19 protein-coding genes and 1 pseudogene are annotated in these 20,864 nt (G+C 51.7%); 13 read left to right on the plus strand and 7 right to left on the minus strand.

Annotated features, from left to right (window positions below):
• Positions 1–807, minus strand: a complete 807-nt coding sequence (locus tag G604_RS0100185; RefSeq protein WP_196801071.1) for a gliding motility protein GldB — start codon at positions 805–807, stop codon at positions 1–3.
• A gap of 244 nt (positions 808–1,051) precedes the next feature.
• Between G604_RS0100185 and trxB the strand changes: the two genes are divergently transcribed.
• A complete protein-coding gene (trxB, locus tag G604_RS0100190) occupies positions 1,052–1,981 on the plus strand; it encodes a thioredoxin-disulfide reductase (RefSeq protein WP_028908770.1) in 930 nt (309 codons plus the stop codon).
• A gap of 81 nt (positions 1,982–2,062) precedes the next feature.
• Here the strand turns inward: trxB and G604_RS13085 are convergent, their stop codons facing one another.
• From G604_RS13085 to mazG, 3 genes are read right to left on the minus strand one after another with little or no spacing between them, the layout of a single operon-like run.
• Complete coding sequence (locus G604_RS13085) at positions 2,063–3,004, minus strand: ribonuclease Z (protein ID WP_051220127.1); 942 nt, start codon at positions 3,002–3,004, stop codon at positions 2,063–2,065.
• Positions 3,005–3,006: 2 nt separating this feature from the next.
• Positions 3,007–3,567, minus strand: coding sequence for a hypothetical protein (locus tag G604_RS0100200; protein WP_028908771.1), 561 nt, complete (start codon positions 3,565–3,567; stop codon positions 3,007–3,009).
• A gap of 6 nt (positions 3,568–3,573) precedes the next feature.
• Positions 3,574–4,422 (minus strand): nucleoside triphosphate pyrophosphohydrolase, encoded by an 849-nt coding sequence (mazG, locus tag G604_RS0100205; protein WP_028908772.1) that lies wholly within the window; start codon positions 4,420–4,422, stop codon positions 3,574–3,576.
• Positions 4,423–4,663: 241 nt separating this feature from the next.
• Between mazG and G604_RS0100210 the strand changes: the two genes are divergently transcribed.
• The 3 genes from G604_RS0100210 (at position 4,664) to G604_RS0100220 (ending at position 9,754) form a co-directional block, all read left to right on the plus strand.
• Positions 4,664–7,354 (plus strand): valine--tRNA ligase, encoded by a 2,691-nt coding sequence (locus tag G604_RS0100210; RefSeq protein WP_028908773.1) that lies wholly within the window; start codon positions 4,664–4,666, stop codon positions 7,352–7,354.
• An 8-nt stretch (positions 7,355–7,362) separates the two neighbouring features.
• Positions 7,363–8,685, plus strand: a complete 1,323-nt coding sequence (locus G604_RS0100215) for a clostripain-related cysteine peptidase (protein WP_036904176.1) — start codon at positions 7,363–7,365, stop codon at positions 8,683–8,685.
• Positions 8,686–8,752: 67 nt separating this feature from the next.
• Positions 8,753–9,754, plus strand: a complete 1,002-nt coding sequence (locus G604_RS0100220) for a GYF domain-containing protein (RefSeq protein WP_028908775.1) — start codon at positions 8,753–8,755, stop codon at positions 9,752–9,754.
• A 1,271-nt stretch (positions 9,755–11,025) separates the two neighbouring features.
• On the opposite strand, the gene G604_RS0100225 is transcribed toward G604_RS0100220, so the two are convergent.
• Complete coding sequence (locus tag G604_RS0100225; protein WP_028908776.1) at positions 11,026–11,814, minus strand: DUF4738 domain-containing protein; 789 nt, start codon at positions 11,812–11,814, stop codon at positions 11,026–11,028.
• Between the two features lie 161 nt (positions 11,815–11,975).
• On the opposite strand from G604_RS0100225, the gene G604_RS0100230 reads away from it, so the two are divergent.
• The 9 genes and pseudogenes from G604_RS0100230 (at position 11,976) to lysA (ending at position 20,110) form a co-directional block, all read left to right on the plus strand.
• Positions 11,976–13,115 (plus strand): SPOR domain-containing protein, encoded by a 1,140-nt coding sequence (locus tag G604_RS0100230; protein WP_028908777.1) that lies wholly within the window; start codon positions 11,976–11,978, stop codon positions 13,113–13,115.
• 6 nt (positions 13,116–13,121) lie between these two features.
• Entirely contained in the window at positions 13,122–13,646 is a 525-nt protein-coding gene (locus G604_RS0100235) for an FHA domain-containing protein (protein ID WP_028908778.1), read from the plus strand.
• Positions 13,647–13,854: 208 nt separating this feature from the next.
• A complete protein-coding gene (gene hisH / locus G604_RS0100240; protein WP_028908779.1) occupies positions 13,855–14,442 on the plus strand; it encodes an imidazole glycerol phosphate synthase subunit HisH in 588 nt (195 codons plus the stop codon).
• Positions 14,439–15,161 (plus strand): annotated as a pseudogene (gene hisA, locus G604_RS15115) (1-(5-phosphoribosyl)-5-[(5-phosphoribosylamino)methylideneamino]imidazole-4-carboxamide isomerase); the annotation flags it as partial. The gene hisH and the pseudogene hisA, both read left to right, overlap by 4 nt.
• Positions 15,147–15,929, plus strand: a complete 783-nt coding sequence (gene hisF, locus G604_RS0100245; RefSeq protein WP_028908780.1) for an imidazole glycerol phosphate synthase subunit HisF — start codon at positions 15,147–15,149, stop codon at positions 15,927–15,929. The pseudogene hisA and the gene hisF, both read left to right, overlap by 15 nt.
• A 66-nt stretch (positions 15,930–15,995) precedes the next feature.
• A complete protein-coding gene (gene hisIE / locus G604_RS0100250; RefSeq protein ID WP_028908781.1) occupies positions 15,996–16,646 on the plus strand; it encodes a bifunctional phosphoribosyl-AMP cyclohydrolase/phosphoribosyl-ATP diphosphatase HisIE in 651 nt (216 codons plus the stop codon).
• Positions 16,647–16,651: 5 nt separating this feature from the next.
• Complete coding sequence (locus G604_RS0100255) at positions 16,652–17,368, plus strand: cell division ATP-binding protein FtsE (RefSeq protein ID WP_028908782.1); 717 nt, start codon at positions 16,652–16,654, stop codon at positions 17,366–17,368.
• 257 nt (positions 17,369–17,625) lie between these two features.
• On the plus strand, positions 17,626–18,945 hold the full coding sequence (locus G604_RS0100260; protein ID WP_028908783.1) for an aspartate kinase: 1,320 nt from the start codon (positions 17,626–17,628) through the stop codon (positions 18,943–18,945).
• A 7-nt stretch (positions 18,946–18,952) separates the two neighbouring features.
• The gene (lysA, locus tag G604_RS0100265) at positions 18,953–20,110 is read left to right on the plus strand and encodes a diaminopimelate decarboxylase (protein WP_028908784.1); all 1,158 of its coding nucleotides are present in this window, start codon (positions 18,953–18,955) and stop codon (positions 20,108–20,110) included.
• Positions 20,111–20,223: 113 nt separating this feature from the next.
• On the opposite strand, the gene G604_RS0100270 is transcribed toward lysA, so the two are convergent.
• Positions 20,224–20,508, minus strand: a complete 285-nt coding sequence (locus tag G604_RS0100270) for a type II toxin-antitoxin system YafQ family toxin (RefSeq protein ID WP_036904181.1) — start codon at positions 20,506–20,508, stop codon at positions 20,224–20,226.
• Between the two features lie 2 nt (positions 20,509–20,510).
• Positions 20,511–20,780 (minus strand): DUF6364 family protein, encoded by a 270-nt coding sequence (locus tag G604_RS0100275; RefSeq protein ID WP_028908786.1) that lies wholly within the window; start codon positions 20,778–20,780, stop codon positions 20,511–20,513.
• Positions 20,781–20,864 lie beyond the last annotated feature (84 nt).

Below are 20,864 nucleotides of genomic sequence, written 5' to 3' on the forward strand. Positions count from 1 at the left end.
CTAATCAATTATCTTGCTATAATCCTCACTCTTCAGCAGATCCTCAATGCTCACATTCGGATGTGCCTTCATATATTTTGCGATGACATGCACGTAAGGTGTACGGAAGAAATGCGTACCCATAGCCTGATTGGCCACCCACATCATCTTGGCGAAATGAAGATCACGTGTCCGCTGCGGCTGACTCTGGAAGTTGGGCAACGGATAGAGGCTCAACAGATAGAATGTGATACAGTCGGGAACGATATAAGCACGCGTCATCTGCTGGCGCTGATTATAGTTATAGTATTTCTTGTAAAGGAGATAGTTCTCACCCATATATTTATCCAACGAGATACCCACGCTCTTGTCACCAATGACAATACTCTGATCCAAAGCGCCAATCTGAGCATAAAACTCGGGATGCTGCATCGATGGGATCCACTGTTCCAGTTGTTTAAAACTCTTCTCCAGACCATCGTTGATATCATCCATATTGGCATACTCCGTCTCCACATCATTGATGAGCGACTGAAGCGTGGAGTCTTGATAGAACATCAGAAACTTCGTACGGATATCCCGATCCTCAATAGAGCCGAGCTGCAGCATCTTCTCAATGAGGGTACGTGTCTCAATAGGATAGTCGGTATTCATCTGTTGCAAAGCGGAGAAATCACCCGTCGTAAGATAACGACTCTCCAGACGGTCATAGCGTTGTACTTGATAACTAGGTAGGCTAAGATCGTCTTCATAAGGCTTCAACTTGAACTGACAAGACGACAGTACAAGTAGCACAAGGGACAACAGTATGGTGAAAATTTTTCTCAACTATATATTTTAACGAGGCATTCTTTATTTCATTGTTCTTTCAGATGCAAAATTAATTAAAAATAATTTAAAATGCAAATTATCGGCCGAAAAAGTGAAAGAAAATCGTAAATTTGCACAATGATTGCCCTATAACGGACAATTCTCAGGTACTTCAGAACAGCATGACGAATTCTGTGACCTATTTTTAGATAATAACCCCTCTCCTGCAAGACAGGAGACGATACAGAAGAAAGGAACAAATATGGAAAAAATTCAGACACTCATCATCGGCAGCGGCCCAGCAGGCTATACCGCGGCCATCTACTGTGGCCGTTCCGGCTTGAAAACCGTCCTCTATTCCGGTCTGCAGCCCGGCGGTCAGCTCACCACGACTTCGACCGTGGAGAACTTCCCCGGCTATCCACAAGGCGTCGACGGTAATCAAATGATGATGGACCTCAAGGAGCAAGCCGGCCGCTTCGGCGCTGAGCTGCGTGACGGCAGCATCACGAAGGCCGACCTCAGCAGCCGTCCCTTCCATTTCACCGATGACAACGGTCGTGAAATTGAGTCCGACACCGTCATCATCGCTACCGGTGCCAGTGCCAAATATCTCGGTCTCCCTGATGAGCAGAAATACAGTGGTCAGGGTGTCAGTGCCTGCGCTACCTGTGACGGCTTCTTCTACCGCAAACGTACCGTTGCTGTCGTCGGTGGTGGTGACACGGCTTGCGAGGAAGCGATGTATCTCGCCTCATTGGCCAAGAAAGTATACATGATTGTCCGCAAGCCCTACCTCCGTGCCGCGGAGATTCTGCGCAAGCGTGTGGAGGAAAAGGAGAATATCGAGATTCTCTACAACACGAACACCCTCGGTCTCTTTGGTGAGAACGGCGTGGAGGGTGCCCACCTCGTACGTTTCAAGGGAGAGCCCAACGAGGAGAAGTTCGATATTGCCATCGACGGATTCTTCCTCGCTATCGGTCATAAGCCGAACACGGAGCTCTTCAAGGACAGCGGCTTAGAGATGGACGCTCAGGGCTTTATCAAAACCAAGGGCAACAGTCAGGCCACAAACATCGAGGGCGTCTTTGCCGCCGGTGATGTCTGCGATCCCGTCTACCGCCAGGGCATCGTCGCCGCCGGTTCCGGCGCAAAAGCTGCCATAGAGGCAGACAGATTCCTGAAATAGAAGTCCCGTTCGAGAGGGCCTGCCGTTGTGTGCTTGCGCTTTGCAAGCGCAAGGAAGGGAAGGATTGGTGTGTCTCGCATTTCACTCCCCCTTCCCTTCAGGGGAGGGGGCAGGGGTGAGGCTATCCCCTTCATTCGTCAGCACCGTATTGGGGAAGACGGCCTGTGCCTCTTCCAGCAAAATGCTCTCATCCGGATAGCGCGCGCTGTAATGCCCTAAGGCCAATTGACCAACATGGGCATCACGGGCGACGGTAGCCGCCTGTGCCGCCGTGGAATGGAAATACTTCGCGGCAAAGGCCTCCCGGTCATGGGCATACGTCGACTCATGATAGAGGAGGCTGACACCCTCTAAAAGGTTGTGAAGCGTGGGGATATAGCGGGTATCACTGCAATAGGCGTAACTGCGGACGGGATCAGCGGACGTCACCAACTGACTCTGAGCAATCTCCTTGCCGTCAGCCGTCGTCCACCCCGCACCGGCTTTGATATTATTGATCTGACTGATCGGAATACCATAGAAATCGATCATATCCCGACGGATATGCGGCAGTGTCGCCTTCTCCCGGAAGAGATAACCACAGCAAGGCATGCGGTGCTCCAGGGGTATCGTCTCCACCGTTAGGCTCCGGTCCTCATAGATCACCTTGTTTACCGTCGTATCCACAGCATGGAACACGACCTCATAGCCCAGGTCATGACAGAAGAAATCCAACTGTTGCTGTAAGATCGGTCCCAAATCCTTCGGCCCATAGACATGGAGACTTGCTGTCCGGCCCTGCATGCCGAAGGTGGAGATCATCCCGATGAGTCCGAAACAGTGGTCGCCATGGAGATGGGAGATGAAAACGGCGGAGATCTTATTGAAGTGGACACGGGCGCGCCGCAACTGCAGCTGCGTGCCCTCGCCACAGTCGACCATGAAGAACTTACCGCGGATCTCCACGACCTGCGCCGACGGGTTATGTTTCATCGTCGGCATCGCCGACCCGCACCCCAGGATAAAAACATTGAAAGGCTCCAATCCTACTTCTGACGCTTAAAGGTGAAGATACCGTTCTTATTCTCGAGATAGAGACTGTCGGCACCGAGGTTGTCAATATCAAAGGTATCCTTATTCAACAGCAGTTTACCATTGAGGATCTTCCATGTCGTCCACGGATTGTTCTCTGCCTTGGCATACGACTTCACCTGACCACCCTCGAGGATCTCGAAGTTCTTGTCGAGACTCATCCACTTACCCGTGAGCGTCGTGAGGTTGATGATCTTCGTAGCCACGAGATCGCCGCCTTCCTTATGTCCGATGACCGCCATACGATCACCACTGAAGAGACCACCGACAACGGGTGACTGGTCTTCCTCGTCATCAATCATATAGTTCAGCGTGTCACCGGCATCGGTGATAAGTTCCAGGGTATGCATAGCCGTACCATCACCACAGACACCATACACTGTACTGTCGTTGTCATTCTTCTGCGTCTGCTCTGTCTGACTGATTACCGGTGTAGCCTTTTTGCTACTCTGCTTGCAGCCCGCAAAGGCGAAGACCATCCCGATCACGGCTGCCATCATCAACATCTTCTTCATATCCGTTTATTTTTTAGGTTCTTTTCTCTTTGCTTCATTCCATAGCTCGTCCATCTCGCCGAGCGTAAGGTCTTTCAACTCACGTCCCTGCTCCTTGGCTTTCTGTTCCACATAATTGAAACGCCGGATGAACTTCCGGTTCGTCTTCTCCAAGGCGTTGTCGGGATTGAGATGATAGAGGCGGGCAGCATTGATCACGGAGAAGAGGAAGTCGCCGAGTTCCTCGGTAGACCGCTCCTTATCCTCCTTGCGCAACTCGTCTTCGAGTTCACCCATCTCCTCACGGACCTTTGCCCACACATCACTCTTGTCTTTCCAATCGAAGCCGACATTCCGCGCCTTGTCCTGGATACGGTAGGCCTTGATAAGACTCGGCAACGACCGGGGGACACCGCCGAGAACAGTCTTGTTGCCGTCCTTCTCCTTTTGCTTGATCTGTTCCCAGGTCATCTCGACATCGGCGGCCGTGGTGGGCTTGTCGGAGTTATCGGTAGACTTGCTGCCCACAGCCTTCGCCTTCGGATCACCTTCCCATCCCGTCCAGTCGATGAACGGATGGCGGAACATGAGCTTCTCCGCCTCTTTGTTGCAGACATCAGCCATATCAAAGGCGCCACACTCCTCTCCGAGCATGGCATAGAACACGACATGCTCCATGACGTCACCGAGCTCAATGCGGATCTCCTTGCGGTCCTGTGCCATCAAGGCGTCAGCAAGCTCAAACACCTCTTCTATCGTATTGGGTCTCAGACTCTCGAAGGTCTGCTTCCTATCCCACGGACACTCCTTGCGGAGGCGGTTCTGGACATCGAGCAGCCGTCCGAAAGCCTTCATTTTCTCTTCTTTCGTGTGCACGATTCTTATCTTTTACGTTTGTCCTTGCAAAGTTATGGAAAATAATCGAGAAGTGCAAATTTTCCACGGCTATCTTTTATGGTTCCCCTGCAGGGGCCGTCCCTCGTGGCGGCCCGACGGCGGAACGCCGTTCTATTGCTCATTTTTATGGAAAGTATATTGCGTTTTCAAAAATATTTCGTAACTTTGCATCCTAAATAAATATTGTATTTAAAATCGCATTTAAATTCATCAAATCGAAATGGAAATAGCAAGTAAGTATGACCCCCAACAAGTGGAGTCGAAATGGTATCAGTACTGGCTTGACCATAAGCTCTTCTCAAGCAAGCCGGACGGTCGCGAACCCTATACCATCGTCATCCCGCCGCCCAATGTGACGGGTGTCCTCCACATGGGTCACATGCTCAACAATACCATCCAGGATATCCTCGTACGCCGTGCCCGCATGGAAGGCAAGAACGCCTGCTGGGTACCCGGCACCGACCACGCCTCCATCGCTACAGAGGCCAAGGTCGTCGGCAAGCTCGCCGAACAGGGCATCAAGAAGACCGACCTCACGCGTGAGCAGTTCCTCGAGCATGCCTGGGACTGGACACGTGAGCACGGCGGCATCATCCTCAAGCAGCTCCGCAAACTCGGCTGTTCCTGCGACTGGGACCGTACGGCCTTCACGATGGACGAGACGCGCTCCAAGGGGGTCATCAAGGTTTTCGTAGACCTCTACCGCAAAGGATATATCTACCGTGGTGTCCGTATGGTCAACTGGGACCCGAAGGCACAGACGGCCCTCTCCGACGAGGAAGTGATCTACAAGGATGAGCACTCCAAACTCTACTATCTGAAATATTATATCGTTGAGCAGGACAAGGTGAGCCGCAAGAGCCCCGACAATGTCATGCACAAAGATGAGAAGGGCTATTATGCCGTCGTCGCCACGACACGTCCGGAGACGATCATGGGTGATACCGCCATGTGTATCAACCCTGCCGACCCAAAGAACACGTGGCTCAGCGGACTCCATGTCATCGTGCCCCTCGTAGGCCGTGAGATCCCCGTCATCGAGGACTCCTACGTCGATATCCAGTTTGGTACCGGCTGTCTGAAGGTCACGCCGGCCCATGATGTCAACGACCACGCCCTCGGTCTGAAGCACGGTCTGGAGACCATCGATATCTTCAACGACAACGGTACCATCTCCGAGGCTGCCGGCATGTATGTCGGTCAGGACCGTATGGATGTGCGCAAGCAGATCGCCATCGACCTCGACAAGGCCGGACTGATGGAGAAGATCGAGGACTATGACAACAAGGTCGGCTTCTCCGAGCGTACCAACGTGCCTATCGAGCCGAAGCTCTCCACGCAGTGGTTCCTGAAGATGCAACACTTCGCTGATATCGCCCTGCCACCGGTGATGGACGACGAGATCGAGTTCTATCCGAAGAAATACAAGAACACCTACCGCCACTGGCTGGAGAACATCAAGGACTGGTGTATCAGCCGTCAGCTGTGGTGGGGTCACCGCATCCCGGCCTACTATTTCAAGACTGCCGACGGCAAGAAGGACTTCGTCGTCGCTGAGACCGCCGAGGAGGCCCTGAAGCTCGCCCAGGCGAAGAATCCCGCCGTCACCGCCGCCGACCTCGAGCAGGAGAGCGACTGCCTCGACACGTGGTTCTCCAGCTGGCTCTGGCCCATCTCCGTCTTCAACGGTATCAACGAGCCCAACAACCCCGACATCAACTATTATTATCCCACTTCCGACCTCGTGACGGGTCCGGATATCATCTTCTTCTGGGTTGCCCGTATGATCATGGCCGGTTATGAGTACCGTGGGAAGATGCCGTTCAAGCATGTCTACTTCACGGGTATCGTCCGCGACAAGCTCGGCCGTAAGATGTCGAAGAGTCTCGGTAACTCCCCCGATCCCCTCATGCTCATCGACAAGTATGGCGCCGACGGTGTGCGCATGGGCATGATGCTCTCCGCACCAGCCGGCAACGACATCCTCTTCGATGAGAGTCTCTGCGAGCAGGGCCGTAACTTCAACAACAAGATCTGGAACGCCTTCCGCCTCGTCAAGGGCTGGCAGGTGGAGGATATCGAGCAGCCCGCGACGGCACGTATCGCCGTGGAGTGGTTCGACGCCAAGCTCCGTGAGGTCAATGCCGAGATGGACGAGCAGTTCAAGAGCTACCGCATCTCCGAGGCCCTGATGACCGTCTACCGCCTCTTCTGGGATGAGTTCTCCTCCTGGTATCTGGAGATGGTGAAGCCGGAATATGGCAAGCCCGTCGACCGTAAGACGATGGATGCCACGCTCCGCTTCTTCGACAACCTGCTGAAGATGCTCCATCCGTTCATGCCGTTCATCACAGAGGAACTGTGGCAGCATATCTACGACCGCAAGGATGGCGAGAGCATCATGACGGCCGTCCTCGACATCCCCGCTCCTACGGATGCCGACCGTCAGCTCACGGCCGACATCGAGCGCGTCAAGGAGGTCGTCGGTGGTGTCCGTACCGTCCGTAACCAGAAGAATATCGCGCCGAAGAAGGAACTCACGCTACAGGTCATCGGTGAGGATCATCTGAAAGCCTACGACAGCGTCATCAAGAAGATGGCGAACTTGAAGGCCATCGATGTCGTCGAGAGCAAGAGTGCCGATGCCTCCGCCTTCATGGTAGGCACTGATGAGTATGCCGTCCCTGTGGGCGACCTCATCGATGTTGCCGCCGAGCTTGAGAAAGCCCAGAAGGAACTCGACCACCTCAATGGCTTCCTCACTGGTGTCCGTAAGAAACTCTCCAACGAGAATTTCGTCGCCCATGCTCCCGCCGCCGTCGTCGACCGCGAGCGTAAGAAGGAGTCCGATGCCTTGGAGAAGATTCAGGCCCTCAACGACTCCATTGCCGAACTCAAGAAGATGAAATAGATGTTTCTATGAAGCATTACCTCTTTATATTATGCGCCTTCGCCATTGCACTGTTCACCCTGAACAGTTGCAGTGGCGAAGCCGTTGATGTCAACGAAGACTACAACCAGCAGACCATCCTCGTCTTCATGCCCTGGACCGGAGACAGTGGCAGTAAACCCGGGCTGCTGTACTATTTCAGACAGAATATCGACAGTATCTGTGCCGGTATTGTGAAAGCCAAGGGGTTACAAAACGGACGTGTCCTTGTCTATCTCAACAGTTCTGCCACCAAAGCCGCACTCTACAATATACACTATGCCAACTACCAATGCCGTCTCGACACGGTCAAAACGTATGAGGGAACAGGCTACACCACGGCCGACGGTATCGCCACGATCGTCAAAGACGCCTTTACACAAGCCCCAGCCCTCAACTACGCCATGATCATTGGCTGTCACGGCAGTGGCTGGACTTACAAGAGCGACTGGACCAACTACCCCTCCTCTGCAAAGAGCGGCACGTACGCCGGAGCCGATAACTTGCAAGCCCCGGAAGTCTTGAACTTCCATAATCTGTCACGGTTCTACGGCAGTGTCGATGACATCACCAACTATGGCGTTGACATCGAGACCCTCGCCTCAGGTCTTCAGGAAGCGATGTCTTCTCTCTCCTACCCCACAATAGCGCCGAAGTTGCAATATCTCCTCCTTGACGACTGTTATATGGCGAATGTGGAGACGGCCTACACCCTGCGTGATGTCACCAACTTCCTCGTGGCCAGCACAAGTGAGGTGGCCGTTATCGGCATGCCCTATCGTTCCATGTGGAGCAGCATGCATGGCAACAGTCCGTCCTATTCAGGAATGGTAAGCGCTTTTCACACTTTCTATAACAACTACGACATACCTTACGGCACCCTCGCCGCCATCGACTGCCGACAGACGGAAAACCTCGCCGCCATCGTCAAAAGGATCAATAAAGGTGGATATGTTCTTCCTGACTCCGTGACTAGTAAGGTTCAACGCTTAGATGGCTTCTCCCCCGCCCTATTCTATGATTTCGGAAGCTACTTCAAGCACCTCTACAAGTTATCTGCCGACGGCAAACCCGTTGCCATCACAAACATGGATATCTATACGGAACTGACAAACCAGCTCAAGAAGACCGTCATCGCCTCTGAGGCTACCAAAAACATCTTCTCAGTACTGTATCAACTGCCATCGAACTATAACGGCTATTACCAGATCCCCGTTACAGACTTCTCGGGAATGACGATCAGTGACCCCAGTGAGCATCCCGTAGCCTTACGAGGCAAGCAGAAAACAGCATGGTGGCTGGCCACTCATTAACAGCAACGGAAAGTTATTTTACCACACTCTCTTTTTTCAAATTAAAACAACACATTAAAACAACACAATGGAATATTTTCTTTTGGAGAACGGCCAACAGACAGGCCCCTTCTCCCTCGAACAGTTAGCTCAAAAAAATATCACCGCCGAGAGTCTCCTTTGGGCCAATGGCATGAAAGACTGGACACCTGCTTGGCAGATCGATGAGCTCAAGCCCATCCTCATCGCCAAACAGACAGCTCAGCAAGCGGCTCAACAAGCCACACAACAAGGGCCCGATAGTCCGCAGCAGAACCCGCAGGCTGACCAGCAGCAAGGCGCAAACGACCCGGACGCGAACTCTGAAGCCGCCAGTTCGGGCGTGCCGTCGGGTGCCGATGGTTTGCAGGCATCGGAAAGCAAGCCCCGCTGGAAAAGACCTCTCCTCGTCACCCTCTCCATCCTCGCTGCCCTTCTGATCATCCTCGCCATTACAAATCCGTCTGAGGAGGTCCATAAACAGGCTATCAAAACCGAGGTAAGCAGTACCCTCAACAAACTCTCTCAAGGTCAGGAAGCCAACAGTGACGAACAGGATCTTCTTTCAATGGGGATGGATATGATCACACGCATGTTTGCCGGTCCTCTCATTGATACCGTCCTTGACAATGCCGTACAATACCACAACGACCTCTTCTTCTCAAAATGTACTGTCAACATCAATGGGGAGGAACATACCATCAGTTTCGGTATCCTCGGCAAGGTGAAGACGATGAACGATGATGATATCATCCGCGCTATTGAGGGAGAGAAGGATCTCAATGCCGCCTCATCCGACGACAGTCAGATGGATTCCGACAATGATACGGACAATGCAGACGAGAGCGCCGCCAATGACAACACGGACGATACCGACCAGGCTGCTCAGGATATCGCCAGCCAAACCGAGAAGAAAATGAATCAGCTCGCTGACAGTGTCAGCCGTCGTGTACAGCGACAGGTGGAACGGAAAATGAATCAGAAACTCCAGCAACTCACCGATTCCTCCACCATCGATAAGTTCATCAATAAACTTCTTGAATTGATCTGATTGTGCAATCGTTTGTATTAATGAAAGTTAAAGTTAGCGTCTGTGCGGGCACACGCCACACAAGCGCAGAAAATATATTAATGAAAATTTTGATATTAATCAAGAATTCATTATTTTTGCAAGTGTTATCCTGAAAACAATCTTTTTACCTTATAAGGAACTAATACCTATCGAAGATTTGGAGCGGTTGCCTGTGAAGGTCGTCGCTTTTTTTTTGCCCATACCCTTAGAGACTTGGTTGATCATATCCCGCCATCTTTGAACTTGATTGGTCATACTCCGCCCAATGTGGGTGCGTAGCCACAACATGGTGGCCACCTACATGAGGATCAATGCGGGTGCGAGGCTGCACCCTGTAAATGGGGAATATTACATCATCATTTAACAGATGTTTTATTTTTATCCTTTAAAATTTAACGCTTGTTGATTCATTTCTTGTCTTTTGCAGGGTAGAAAACTGAGTTTGAACTTGTTTTTCTAACGTTCGTGCTGTTTTTGGCGAAGAAAACGGATCGGAATTTGATCGGGATTGATTGGGTTATTTGCGGTAACGGGAATATGGGGTGTGAATATGAAATCAAGAAATGAGGGCGATTTGCATAGATATTCGCTCAATTGTCAGGTTTTTTGAGCGGTATTGTCCGGTTTTCTTCAAAAAATTGGGTTGGAGGGTGGCATTCCAAGGCTTTTTTAGGACATTTCCCCACCGTAGGGGCGGCCCTTGTAGCCGTCCTAACACCACATAGAACGGATCATGGACAATCATGTACCCATTGCATCCCGGTTAGGACGGCCACAAGATCCGCACCCTACAGTGGATGTAAAATACTGATAATCAACTGAGATTGGCGTTCCGACAATCTCGGAAGCTTGCATCTTTACACGGACTGGAGGTTACAAGGTTACAGGTTACAGGTTACAAATTACAAATTACAAATCACAATTTGCCGTATTTTGAAGTTTTATGCATTTTAACTGTATATTTTCCCAATAATCTGTAAGTATATTATTTATATATTATATTATAATATATTATAATATAATATATACCTATAGGACGTGGCTGCGCAATAGGGCAAATTGTGATTTGCGATTTGTGATTTGTAATTTGTAATTTGTAATTTGTAACCTGTAACCTTGTAAATGTAACCTGTAACCTTGTAACCTTAAATGCATGAAATAGCCCTGATAAATAACAGAGATAGAAATTTATCTTTCAAGGATAGAAATTTATCTCACGTATTTAGCGGTCGTAAACCACAACTATTCTTTTACAAGCTCATTCTCACTCTCCCCTGAAAGCTGATAAAGGTATTGACGAGATAGCTGGTCTGGTTGTCCGGCACTTGCAGTACGGCCTGATAGGTGATGCCCTTGCTGTCGACTCCTTTGAGGATCATATCACTGAGGATGCACTGCTTCAGATTATCGGGATCCACTACAGACGAGAAATCCCGCTTGTAGAAGTCATGGGAGTATACCTGCTGCGCCCCGTGGAAGAGGCTGATATGGATGATATTGTCGTAATAAATATTGTCGACCTCTACCCCATCATCATTCACTGTCGGCTTTAATACCTTATAAGTTGTAGGATTGATCTGCACATAACTATGGTAGCGCTCTCCACCAGCCATGACGACGGTGTCACGTTTGATGAGCTCATTCTGGTTCAGCGCCACGGTCTTCTGGTGCTGGAAGACGCGGCGGTCCTCGGGGTCGCTGCTCTTGATGAGTTTCACGACATCACCGTCCTGGTTCTTGAACTGGAAGATATGCGGAGCCTGCTTCACGATGGGATATTTCATCTCATGGGAACCCTCCAGATACAGCGTGTCCTCAACAATCTTGAAATACACGGGCTGGACGCTCTCGTCGGAGTAATAGATGGTATCGCCCTTGGCGCGGAAGACTACATCCTCATCGTCCTCATCGATCCATACACCTTGAAGCATCTTCTTGGCCTGGACATCCTCGGGACGCTCGTCCTTTGCCGGCTTATGACTGCAACCGCAGACCAGCAATCCGGCCATGAAGAGATATAATATTCGACTTTGCATCATCTCGTTACTTTTTTGCTAGGGGCTATACGTACTTGCAAAGGTAGAAAAAAGTATCCATTTATAAAAATCTTTCGCCTTTTTTTTGAGTTAAATGATATAAACGCTTGCATATCCCAAAGAATTATTGTACTTTTGCAAAGACTTAAAAGCATAAAAAAAAAGTGATTCATATTGACAGACACATAGAAATACTTCTCCTCAATAACGACTGCGTGATCGTTCCCGATTTCGGCGGTTTCATGGCGCATCATGTCGACGCACGCTATGATGAGAGTGACGGATCCTTTATTCCGCCTCTCCGCACGATCGGTTTCAACCCTCAGCTGACGATGAACGACTCCCTCCTGGCCCAGAGCTATGTGGAAGCCTACGACATCAGTTATCCAGAGGCAGTAGCGCGCATCGATGAAGAAGTCCGTGAGCTCCGCCAGCATCTCGACAACGAAGGCCGCTATGAGCTCAACGACATCGGCGTCCTCTCCCGTGATGAGGAGGGCCATATCGTCTTTGAGCCTTGTGAGGCCGGTCTTCTAACGCCAAGTCTCTACGGGTTGGGCAACTTTGAGATGAAGCCCCTTGCTGCCCTCCGGGCAGAGCAGGAGACAGAATCGGCCCCTGTTATCTCTATGAATGCCACTGTCACGACCAATAGCCGTCAACAAACGGAAGATGACGCCACCGTCACGGCAGAGTGTCGGTCTGCCGTGGCCGCTGAGAATGAGGAACCAAAGACCATCAGCATCCGCGTCAGTCTGTTGCGTAACATCGCCGCTGCTGCCATCGCTATCATCGCCTTCCTTTTCCTCTCCATGCCCCTCGGTCCACAGCAGGGACAGCAGGCACTGCGCAGTAAGATCGACACGGGCTACCTGACACGCCTCTTCCCTGCGGAAACGACCCAGCCGGCCTACCATGTGGCCGTCGCTAACGGTCAGAGTGCCACTCAGCCGTCAACATCTACAGCCGCCAAGTCTGCCGTAAAGACAGTTACCAAGTCTGCCGTAACACCGGGCACGCCGTCGGGTGCTTGCGCTTTGCAAGCGCAAGGAAGCGACACTGCCCGTCCTTTTGCCATCGTATTAGCCTCCCATGTCACAAAGGCTAACGCAGCCGCTTACGTGGCCAAGCTAAACCGCAAAGGATATGTCCATGCCCGTGTTCTCTCCGTTCCCGGAGAGCACACGAAGGTTGTATATGGTCACTATATCAGTAAGGAGGCAGCCGGCAAAGCTCTCAGCAAACTCAGTGATGACTGTAGTGATTTCCGCAACGGCTGTTGGATCATGAAGACTAAAGAGTAAGCGATCATGAAAAGAGTAAGATGTCCTAAATGTGATAACTTCATCACTTTTGATGAGACGAAATACGAGCCCGGTCAGAAGTTGATCTTCGAATGCCCGCAATGTGGCAAGCAGTTTGGCATCCGCCTCGGTGTATCCAAGCTCCGCAACACGCAGAAGGAGGAGCACCCCGACGAGCAGGCCAATGCGGAGGCCTACGGCTCCATCGTCGTCATTGAGAACGTCTTCCACTATAAGCAGGTCATTCCACTCCGTCTCGGCGATAATATTATCGGCCGCTATATGAAAGGCTCCACGGCCAACTGTCCCATTGAGACCAACGACCCGAGCATTGACATGCACCACTGTATCATCAATGTCAGCTACGACAAGCATCACCACTTGAAATATGTCCTTCGTGACGGCCCCTCCTATACCGGCACTTTCGTCGACAACGAGATTCTCGGTGACAAAGAACGCCGTGTTATTGAGGACGGCAGCCTCTTCACCATCGGGGCGACAAGCATCATATTACGGGCGGCGGAAAAATAATTCCCCATATTCCTTGCGTGGCCGCAATATGGCGGCCACCTACAATATCCTTAATATTTTAAGAATGATTTTGCACAGATTTTCCTATAAATACAAGAAAATCGTTCTTCTTTGCTTTTAAGTTGAAACTTTTTCGTACCTTTGCACGGTAAACAGCACACGGGAACCGACTGAATCGTCAGTAACCGTAAAAAATGTAATGCAAGCCATGCAAGTAGCTATTGTCAAATACAACGCCGGTAACATCTACTCGGTGGTCAACGCACTGCGCCGTCTGGGCATAGAGCCACTGCTGAGTGATGACGCAGCGGTACTACAAAATGCCGACAAGGTGCTCTTCCCTGGTCAGGGTAACGCAAGGGAGGCTATGGAATATCTTCGCTCCCACCATCTTGACACCGTCATCCGGGACCTCCGGCAGCCTGTCCTCGGCATCTGCGTAGGTCAGCAGCTCCTCTGCCGTCATTCTGAAGAGGGAGATGTCGACTGCATCGGTATCTTCGATGTCGATGTCCGCCGTTTCCGTCCCCAGCGCCATGAGGATAAGGTCCCTGCCATGGGGTGGCAGGAGATCACGCCGAAGGGAGAGCTCTTCACCTCCCTTCCACCCCACCCCTATGTTTATTTCGTACATAGCTATTATGTGCCCTTGTGCCCCTGGACGGCAGCCGAGGCCGATTATATCGTCCCCTATAGTGCCGCGCTCCACAAGGACAACTTCTATACCACCCAGTTCCATCCCGAAAAAAGCGGGAAGATCGGAGAACAGATTCTGAAAAATTTCCTCGCCCTATGAACAGCATTGAACTCATCCCAGCCATCGACCTCATCGACGGCAAATGCGTCAGACTCACCAAGGGCGACTATGCCCAGAAGAAAGTATACAATGAAGATCCCGTCGCCGTGGCCCGTCATTTCGAGGCCCTCGGCTTCACGCGCCTGCATGTCGTAGACCTCGACGGCGCAAAGTCGAAGCATATCGTCAACGACGGCGTGCTGCGGGCCATCACCGACGCCACGAACCTCACCGTCGATTTCGGCGGAGGCATCAAGACGGAGGAAGATATCGAGAAGGCCTTCGCCGCCGGTGCCTCCATGGTCACCGTGGGCAGCATCGCCGTCACGGAGCCCAACCTCTTCCTGCGCTGGCTCGACCACTATGGCGCCCATCGCATGATCCTCGGTGCCGACGTACGCAATGGTAAGATCTCCATCAACGGCTGGAAGGAGGACTCCTCGGAAGACCTCCTGCCCTTCCTGAAGAAATATGTAGACCATGGCGTGAGGAATGTCCTCTGTACGGAGATCAGCAAGGACGGCACCCTTCAGGGTCCCGCCACCTTATTATATAAGGAGATCATGGACGCCTATCCACAGCTCCACCTCATCGCTAGTGGCGGCGTGAGCAGTAATGCCGATATCGAGGCTCTGCAGCGTGAGGGCATCCCCGCCGTCGTCTTCGGCAAGGCCTTCTATGAGGGAAAGATCGACGTGGCACGGCTGCCCCTCCATCGTCCCACCGGTCATGGTTTGGCAAAGCGTATCATCCCCTGCCTCGACGTGAAGAACGGCGAGACGGTGAAAGGCACGAATTTCGTCAACCTCCGTTCCGCCGGGGATCCCGTGGAACTCGGCAAGGCCTATAGTGATGCTGGTGCCGACGAGCTCGTCTTTCTCGATATCACAGCCTCCTTTGAAGGCCGCAAGACCTTCACGGATATGGTCACACGAGTGGCCCGGGAGATCAATATTCCCTTCACCGTCGGCGGCGGCATCAACAGTCTTGAGGATGTCGACCGACTGCTGAATGCCGGTGCTGACAAGATCAGTGTCAACAGTGCCGCCATCCGCCGTCCCGAGCTCATCACGGAGATCACGCGGCATTATGGCTCACAGGTCTGTGTCTGTGCCATCGATGCCCGTCAGGATCCCGACGGATGGCATTGTTACGTGAAAGGCGGCCGGGAGCGGGTGGAGCTCGGCCTCTTCGACTGGGCCCGTGAGGTCGCCGACCGTGGTGCCGGAGAGATCCTCTTCACGAGTATGGATCATGACGGTGTGCAACAGGGATTCGCCAATGAGGCCCTGGCACGTCTGGCCGATGAGGTCGATATCCCCATCATCGCCAGTGGTGGTGCCGGTAAGCCGGAGCATTTCCGTGATGCCTTCGTCAAGGGCAAGGCCGATGCCGCCCTCGCCGCCAGCGTCTTCCACTTCGGCGAGATCAAGATTCCAGACCTCAAGGCATACCTCCGGGAGGAAGGGATCAACGTGAGAATGTAACCCCTGCAATGGACAATGGAGAATGGACAATAGATAATGGACAATAGACAATAAGAAATAGAAACAATGACACTCGACTTCAATAAAATGGGCGGACTGGTTCCCGCCATCATCCAGGACGCCAAAACGAAAAACGTCCTCATGCTCGGATTTATGAATGAGGAAGCCTACCAGAAAACCCTCGAGACCGGAAAGGTAACTTTCTGGAGCCGCAGCCGCCAATGCCTGTGGACAAAGGGCGAGACTTCCGGCAACTTCCTCCACCTCGTGAGTATGAAGGCGGACTGCGACAATGACACCCTCCTTGTGGAGGCGAAACCCGACGGCCCTACCTGTCATAAGGGCACCGACACCTGCTGGGGCGAAGATAACCTCTATAATCCGATTCTCTTCCTCACGGAACTGCAAGACTTCATCAACAAGCGCCACGAGGAGATGCCCGAGGGATCCTATACCACTGCCCTTTTCAAGAAAGGGACGAACCGTATCGCCCAGAAGGTCGGCGAGGAAGCTCTGGAGACCGTCATCGAGGCTGTCCGCGGTAACAAGGAGAAGCTCGTCTATGAGGCCTCTGATATCCTCTACCACCTCATCGTCCTGCTCGCCGACCAAGGGCTGCGCATCGAGGATGTCGCTGCCGAGCTCCTCAAACGCCATAATCCCAACTGGGACAAGGACCGCCGGTTGGCAAAGTTTAATGGTACTTATAAGAAATAAACATCATGCTAGTCAACTATCAGAACGTCAATATCTATCAAGAGGACAATAAGGTCCTCGAGCATGTCAACTTCCACGTTGACGAAGGGGAATTCATCTATATTATCGGAAAGGTAGGCTCAGGCAAGACGAGTCTGCTGAAGACCTTCTACTGTGAGCTCGACCTTCACAAGGACGAAGCAGAGAAAGCGGAAGTCCTCGGTCGTGAACTGAAGACGATCCACCGCCGGGAAGTTCCTTCCCTGCGTCGTGAGATGGGGATCATTTTCCAGGATTTCCAGCTGTTGCGTGACCGCAGTGTCCGTAAGAACCTGGAGTTTGTACTAAAAGCTACGGGATGGAAGAAAAAGAAGGAGATTGCCACACGTATTGATGAGGTTCTCGAACAAGTCGGTATGTCTGACAAGATTGACCGCCTGCCTCATGAGCTCTCTGGTGGTGAGCAGCAGCGTATCGCCATCGCGCGCGCTTTACTGAACAAGCCGAAAATTATCTTTGCCGATGAGCCGACGGGAAATCTCGATCCAGAGACTGCCAGCGATATCATTGCCTTGCTCCGCGACCTGACGAAGAGTGGCACCGCCGTTGTCCTGACCACCCATAACATCCCCCTGCTGAACCAGTTCCCCGGCATCGTCTACCGTTGCAAGGACGGACATATCAGTGACGTTACGGGAGAATACCGCCAGCTGGATCTCACCGAAGACGGAGAAGAGGGATAAGATCCACCGTAGGGGCACCCCTTGTGGGCGCCCTAACCGGGAATGCAGGGGCCGTCCACCCCCTTCGTTTCCCCCGTGCCCGGGGGACAGAAATGTGGCGGCCCGATGCCGGTTACGGCATTCCATATGCGCATTACCATTCGGCGTTCCGCCGACGGGCCGCCACAAGGGACGGCCCCTGCAAGAGGACCATGAGGCTAAAAAAGCCGCACCCTACGGTGGGAAAAATAGAAAAATTTAAATTTTTAAGTTGCGATATGAAAGTAATGAAATTTGGAGGTACATCCGTAGGAAGTCCCGAACGGATGCAGAATGTAGCCTCACTGATCACGGAATCGGGCGAACCCACTTTCGTTGTCCTCTCTGCCATGAGCGGCACCACCAACTCCCTCGTGGAGATCTCCGACTATCTGTATAAGAAAAATCCTGAGGGTGCCAACGAGGTCATCAATAATCTGGAGAAGAAATACCTCAAGCATGTCGAGGAGCTCTACGCCACGGAAGAAGCCAAGAAGACCACCCGTGACTTCCTGCAGGGTGAGTTCGACTACCTCCGCTCTTTCACCAAGGATCTCTTCACGAGTTTCGAGGAGAAGAGCATCGTAGCACAGGGTGAGATCATGTCGACCAATATGATGGTCAACTACCTCAAGGAGCAGGGCGTGAAGGCCGTCCTCCTCAATGCCCTCGACTTCATGCGTACGGATAAGAACGCTGAGCCCGACACACAGTATATCAAGGAGAAACTGCACCCGATCATGGAGGCCAACCCCGATCAGCAGATCTATGTCACCCAGGGCTTCATCTGCCGTAATGCCTATGGTGAGGTTGACAACCTCCAGCGTGGCGGCTCCGACTATACGGCATCGCTCATCGGTGCTGCCCTGCCGGCCGACGAGATTGATATCTGGACGGATATCGACGGTATGCACAACAACGACCCGCGTGTCGTCGACAAGACGGAGGCTGTCCATCAGCTCAACTTTGAGGAGGCTGCCGAGCTGGCCTATTTCGGCGCGAAGATCCTCCATCCTACCTGTGTCCAGCCTGCCAAGTATGCCGGTATCCCCGTTCGTCTGAAGAACACGATGGACCCGAAGGCTGAAGGTACGATCATCGACAATGTCATCGTACGCGGCAAGATCAAGGCCGTCGCTGCCAAGGACAACATCACGGCCATCAAGATCAAGTCGAGCCGTATGCTCCTGGCTACGGGGTTCCTGCGTAAGGTCTTCGAGATCTTCGAGAGCTACCAGACTCCGATCGATATGATCGCCACCTCTGAGGTAGGTGTGAGCATGAGTATCGACAATGTCAGCCATCTCGGTGAGATCGTCGATGAGTTGAAGAAATATGGTACCGTAACGGTAGACCAGGACATGTGCATCATCTGTGTCGTCGGTGATCTCGACTGGAGCAATGTCGGCTTCGAGACGCTCGTCATGGATGCCATGAAGAATATCCCTGTCCGCATGATCTCCTACGGTGGCAGCAACTACAATATCTCCTTCCTCGTTCGCGAGAGTGACAAGAAGCGTGCGCTGCAGAGTCTGAGCGATACGCTGTTCAATAAATAAGAAAACGATGAAAGGGACATTTCCTATAGATAAGTTTGCCAAGATGCAGACACCGTTCTACTATTATGATACGGATCTGCTGCGGGAGACACTTCGTACGATTAATGCCGAGGCCGGTAAGCATCCGAACTTCGTCGTGCACTATGCCATCAAGGCGAATGCCAATCCGAAGGTCCTCAACGTCATCTGTCAGGCCGGTCTCGGTGCCGACTGTGTCAGTGGCGGTGAGATCCAGCGCTGCGTGGAGACAGGTTTTCCGGCTTCGAAGATCGTCTACGCAGGTGTCGGCAAGAGCGACTGGGAGATCAACCTCGGCCTCGACCGTGATATCTTCTGCTTCAACGTGGAGAGTATTCCCGAACTGGAGGTGATCAACGAGCTTGCCGGCAAGAAGGATAAGGTGGCACGTGTCTGCTTCCGTATCAACCCCGATGTCGGTGCCCATACCCATGCGAACATCACCACGGGACTCGCCGAGAACAAGTTCGGCATCGCCATGCGAGACATGGAGTCTGTCATCTCCGAGGCAGAGCAGATGGCGCATGTGAAGTTTATCGGTCTCCATTTCCATATCGGCAGTCAGATTCTTGACATGGGTGATTTCGAGGCCCTCTGCAACCGTATCAACCAGTTGCAGGACCAGCTCGAACAGCATCATATCAAGGTGGAGAACATCAATGTCGGTGGCGGTCTCGGTATCGACTATAATCATCCGAACCGCGTGCCCATCCCCGACTTCAAGAGCTATTTCGACACCTTCGCCCATCATCTCAAGCTCCGCGAGGGCCAGAAGCTCCATTTCGAGCTCGGCCGTTCCGTCGTCGGACAGATGGGCTCACTGATCACCCGTTGCCTCTATGTCAAGCAGGGCACGGCGAAGCAGTTTGCCATCGTCGATGCCGGCATGACGGACCTCATCCGTCCGGCGCTCTACCAGGCTTATCATAAGATCGAGAACCTCACGAGTGATGAGCCCGTAGAGACGTATGATGTCGTCGGTCCGATCTGTGAGTCGAGTGATGTCTTCGCCAAGGCCATCGACCTCAACAAGACGCACCGTGGTGACCTCATCGCCCTGCGTTCCGCCGGTGCCTACGGTGAGATCATGGCCAGCCAGTATAACTGCCGTCCGTTGCCGAAAGGATTTATCACGGAAGAACTGTAAGAGAAGTAAAAAAGTAAGAGAAGTAAAAAAGTAAAAAAGTAAAAAAGAAAAATGCGCGCGAACCTTGCGGCAGCTTTACTTTTTTACTTCTTTACTTTTTTACTTTTATAGAACTATTTCTTCTTTCCTTTACCGAATAATTCAGCGTGAGACCCCAAACGGAGTAATTTGATAACAGGTTCCGACTTATCAAACCAGATAAGAAGAAAGTCATCCATAACATGACATTCCATACAATCCTTATAATCTCCACGTAAAGGATGGGGAAGATATTCCGGAGCAACTTCTCCTTCTTCCTGTAATCTACAAAGAACGATTTCAAGAGAATTCATCAAATTGACATGATGCTTGTATCTCTTCAAGTCTTTTTTGAACTGTGTAGTGACCTTAAGTTCCATCACTATAAAGATTTTACGAAATCCTTAAAATGATCCATATGAAGAGTTTCCAACTCTTGGCCCGATTTGGCTTCGTTTATAGCATCTAATGTGGCTTGATTAGGAATATCCTTCTCTACTTCCTTATCTGAAAGGATATTAGAGATCAGAGTCTCCGTAAGATTACTGAGACTACGATTATGCTCTTTAGCTATAGCTTTGAGTTTATTGACCAGTTCTGCATTCCATCGGAAAGAGACGGTCTGCTTGGGAGATACGATTGCCTGATCCATTTTCGTTTCTATTTATTGTCTGCATGCAAAAATACGACAAAATATTTGAACAGACAAATTTATTTTTATATTCTTTCTTATCTC

The sequence above is a fragment of the Prevotella sp. AGR2160 genome (genome assembly GCF_000424185.1).
Taxonomy (GTDB): Bacteria; Bacteroidota; Bacteroidia; order Bacteroidales; family Bacteroidaceae; genus Prevotella.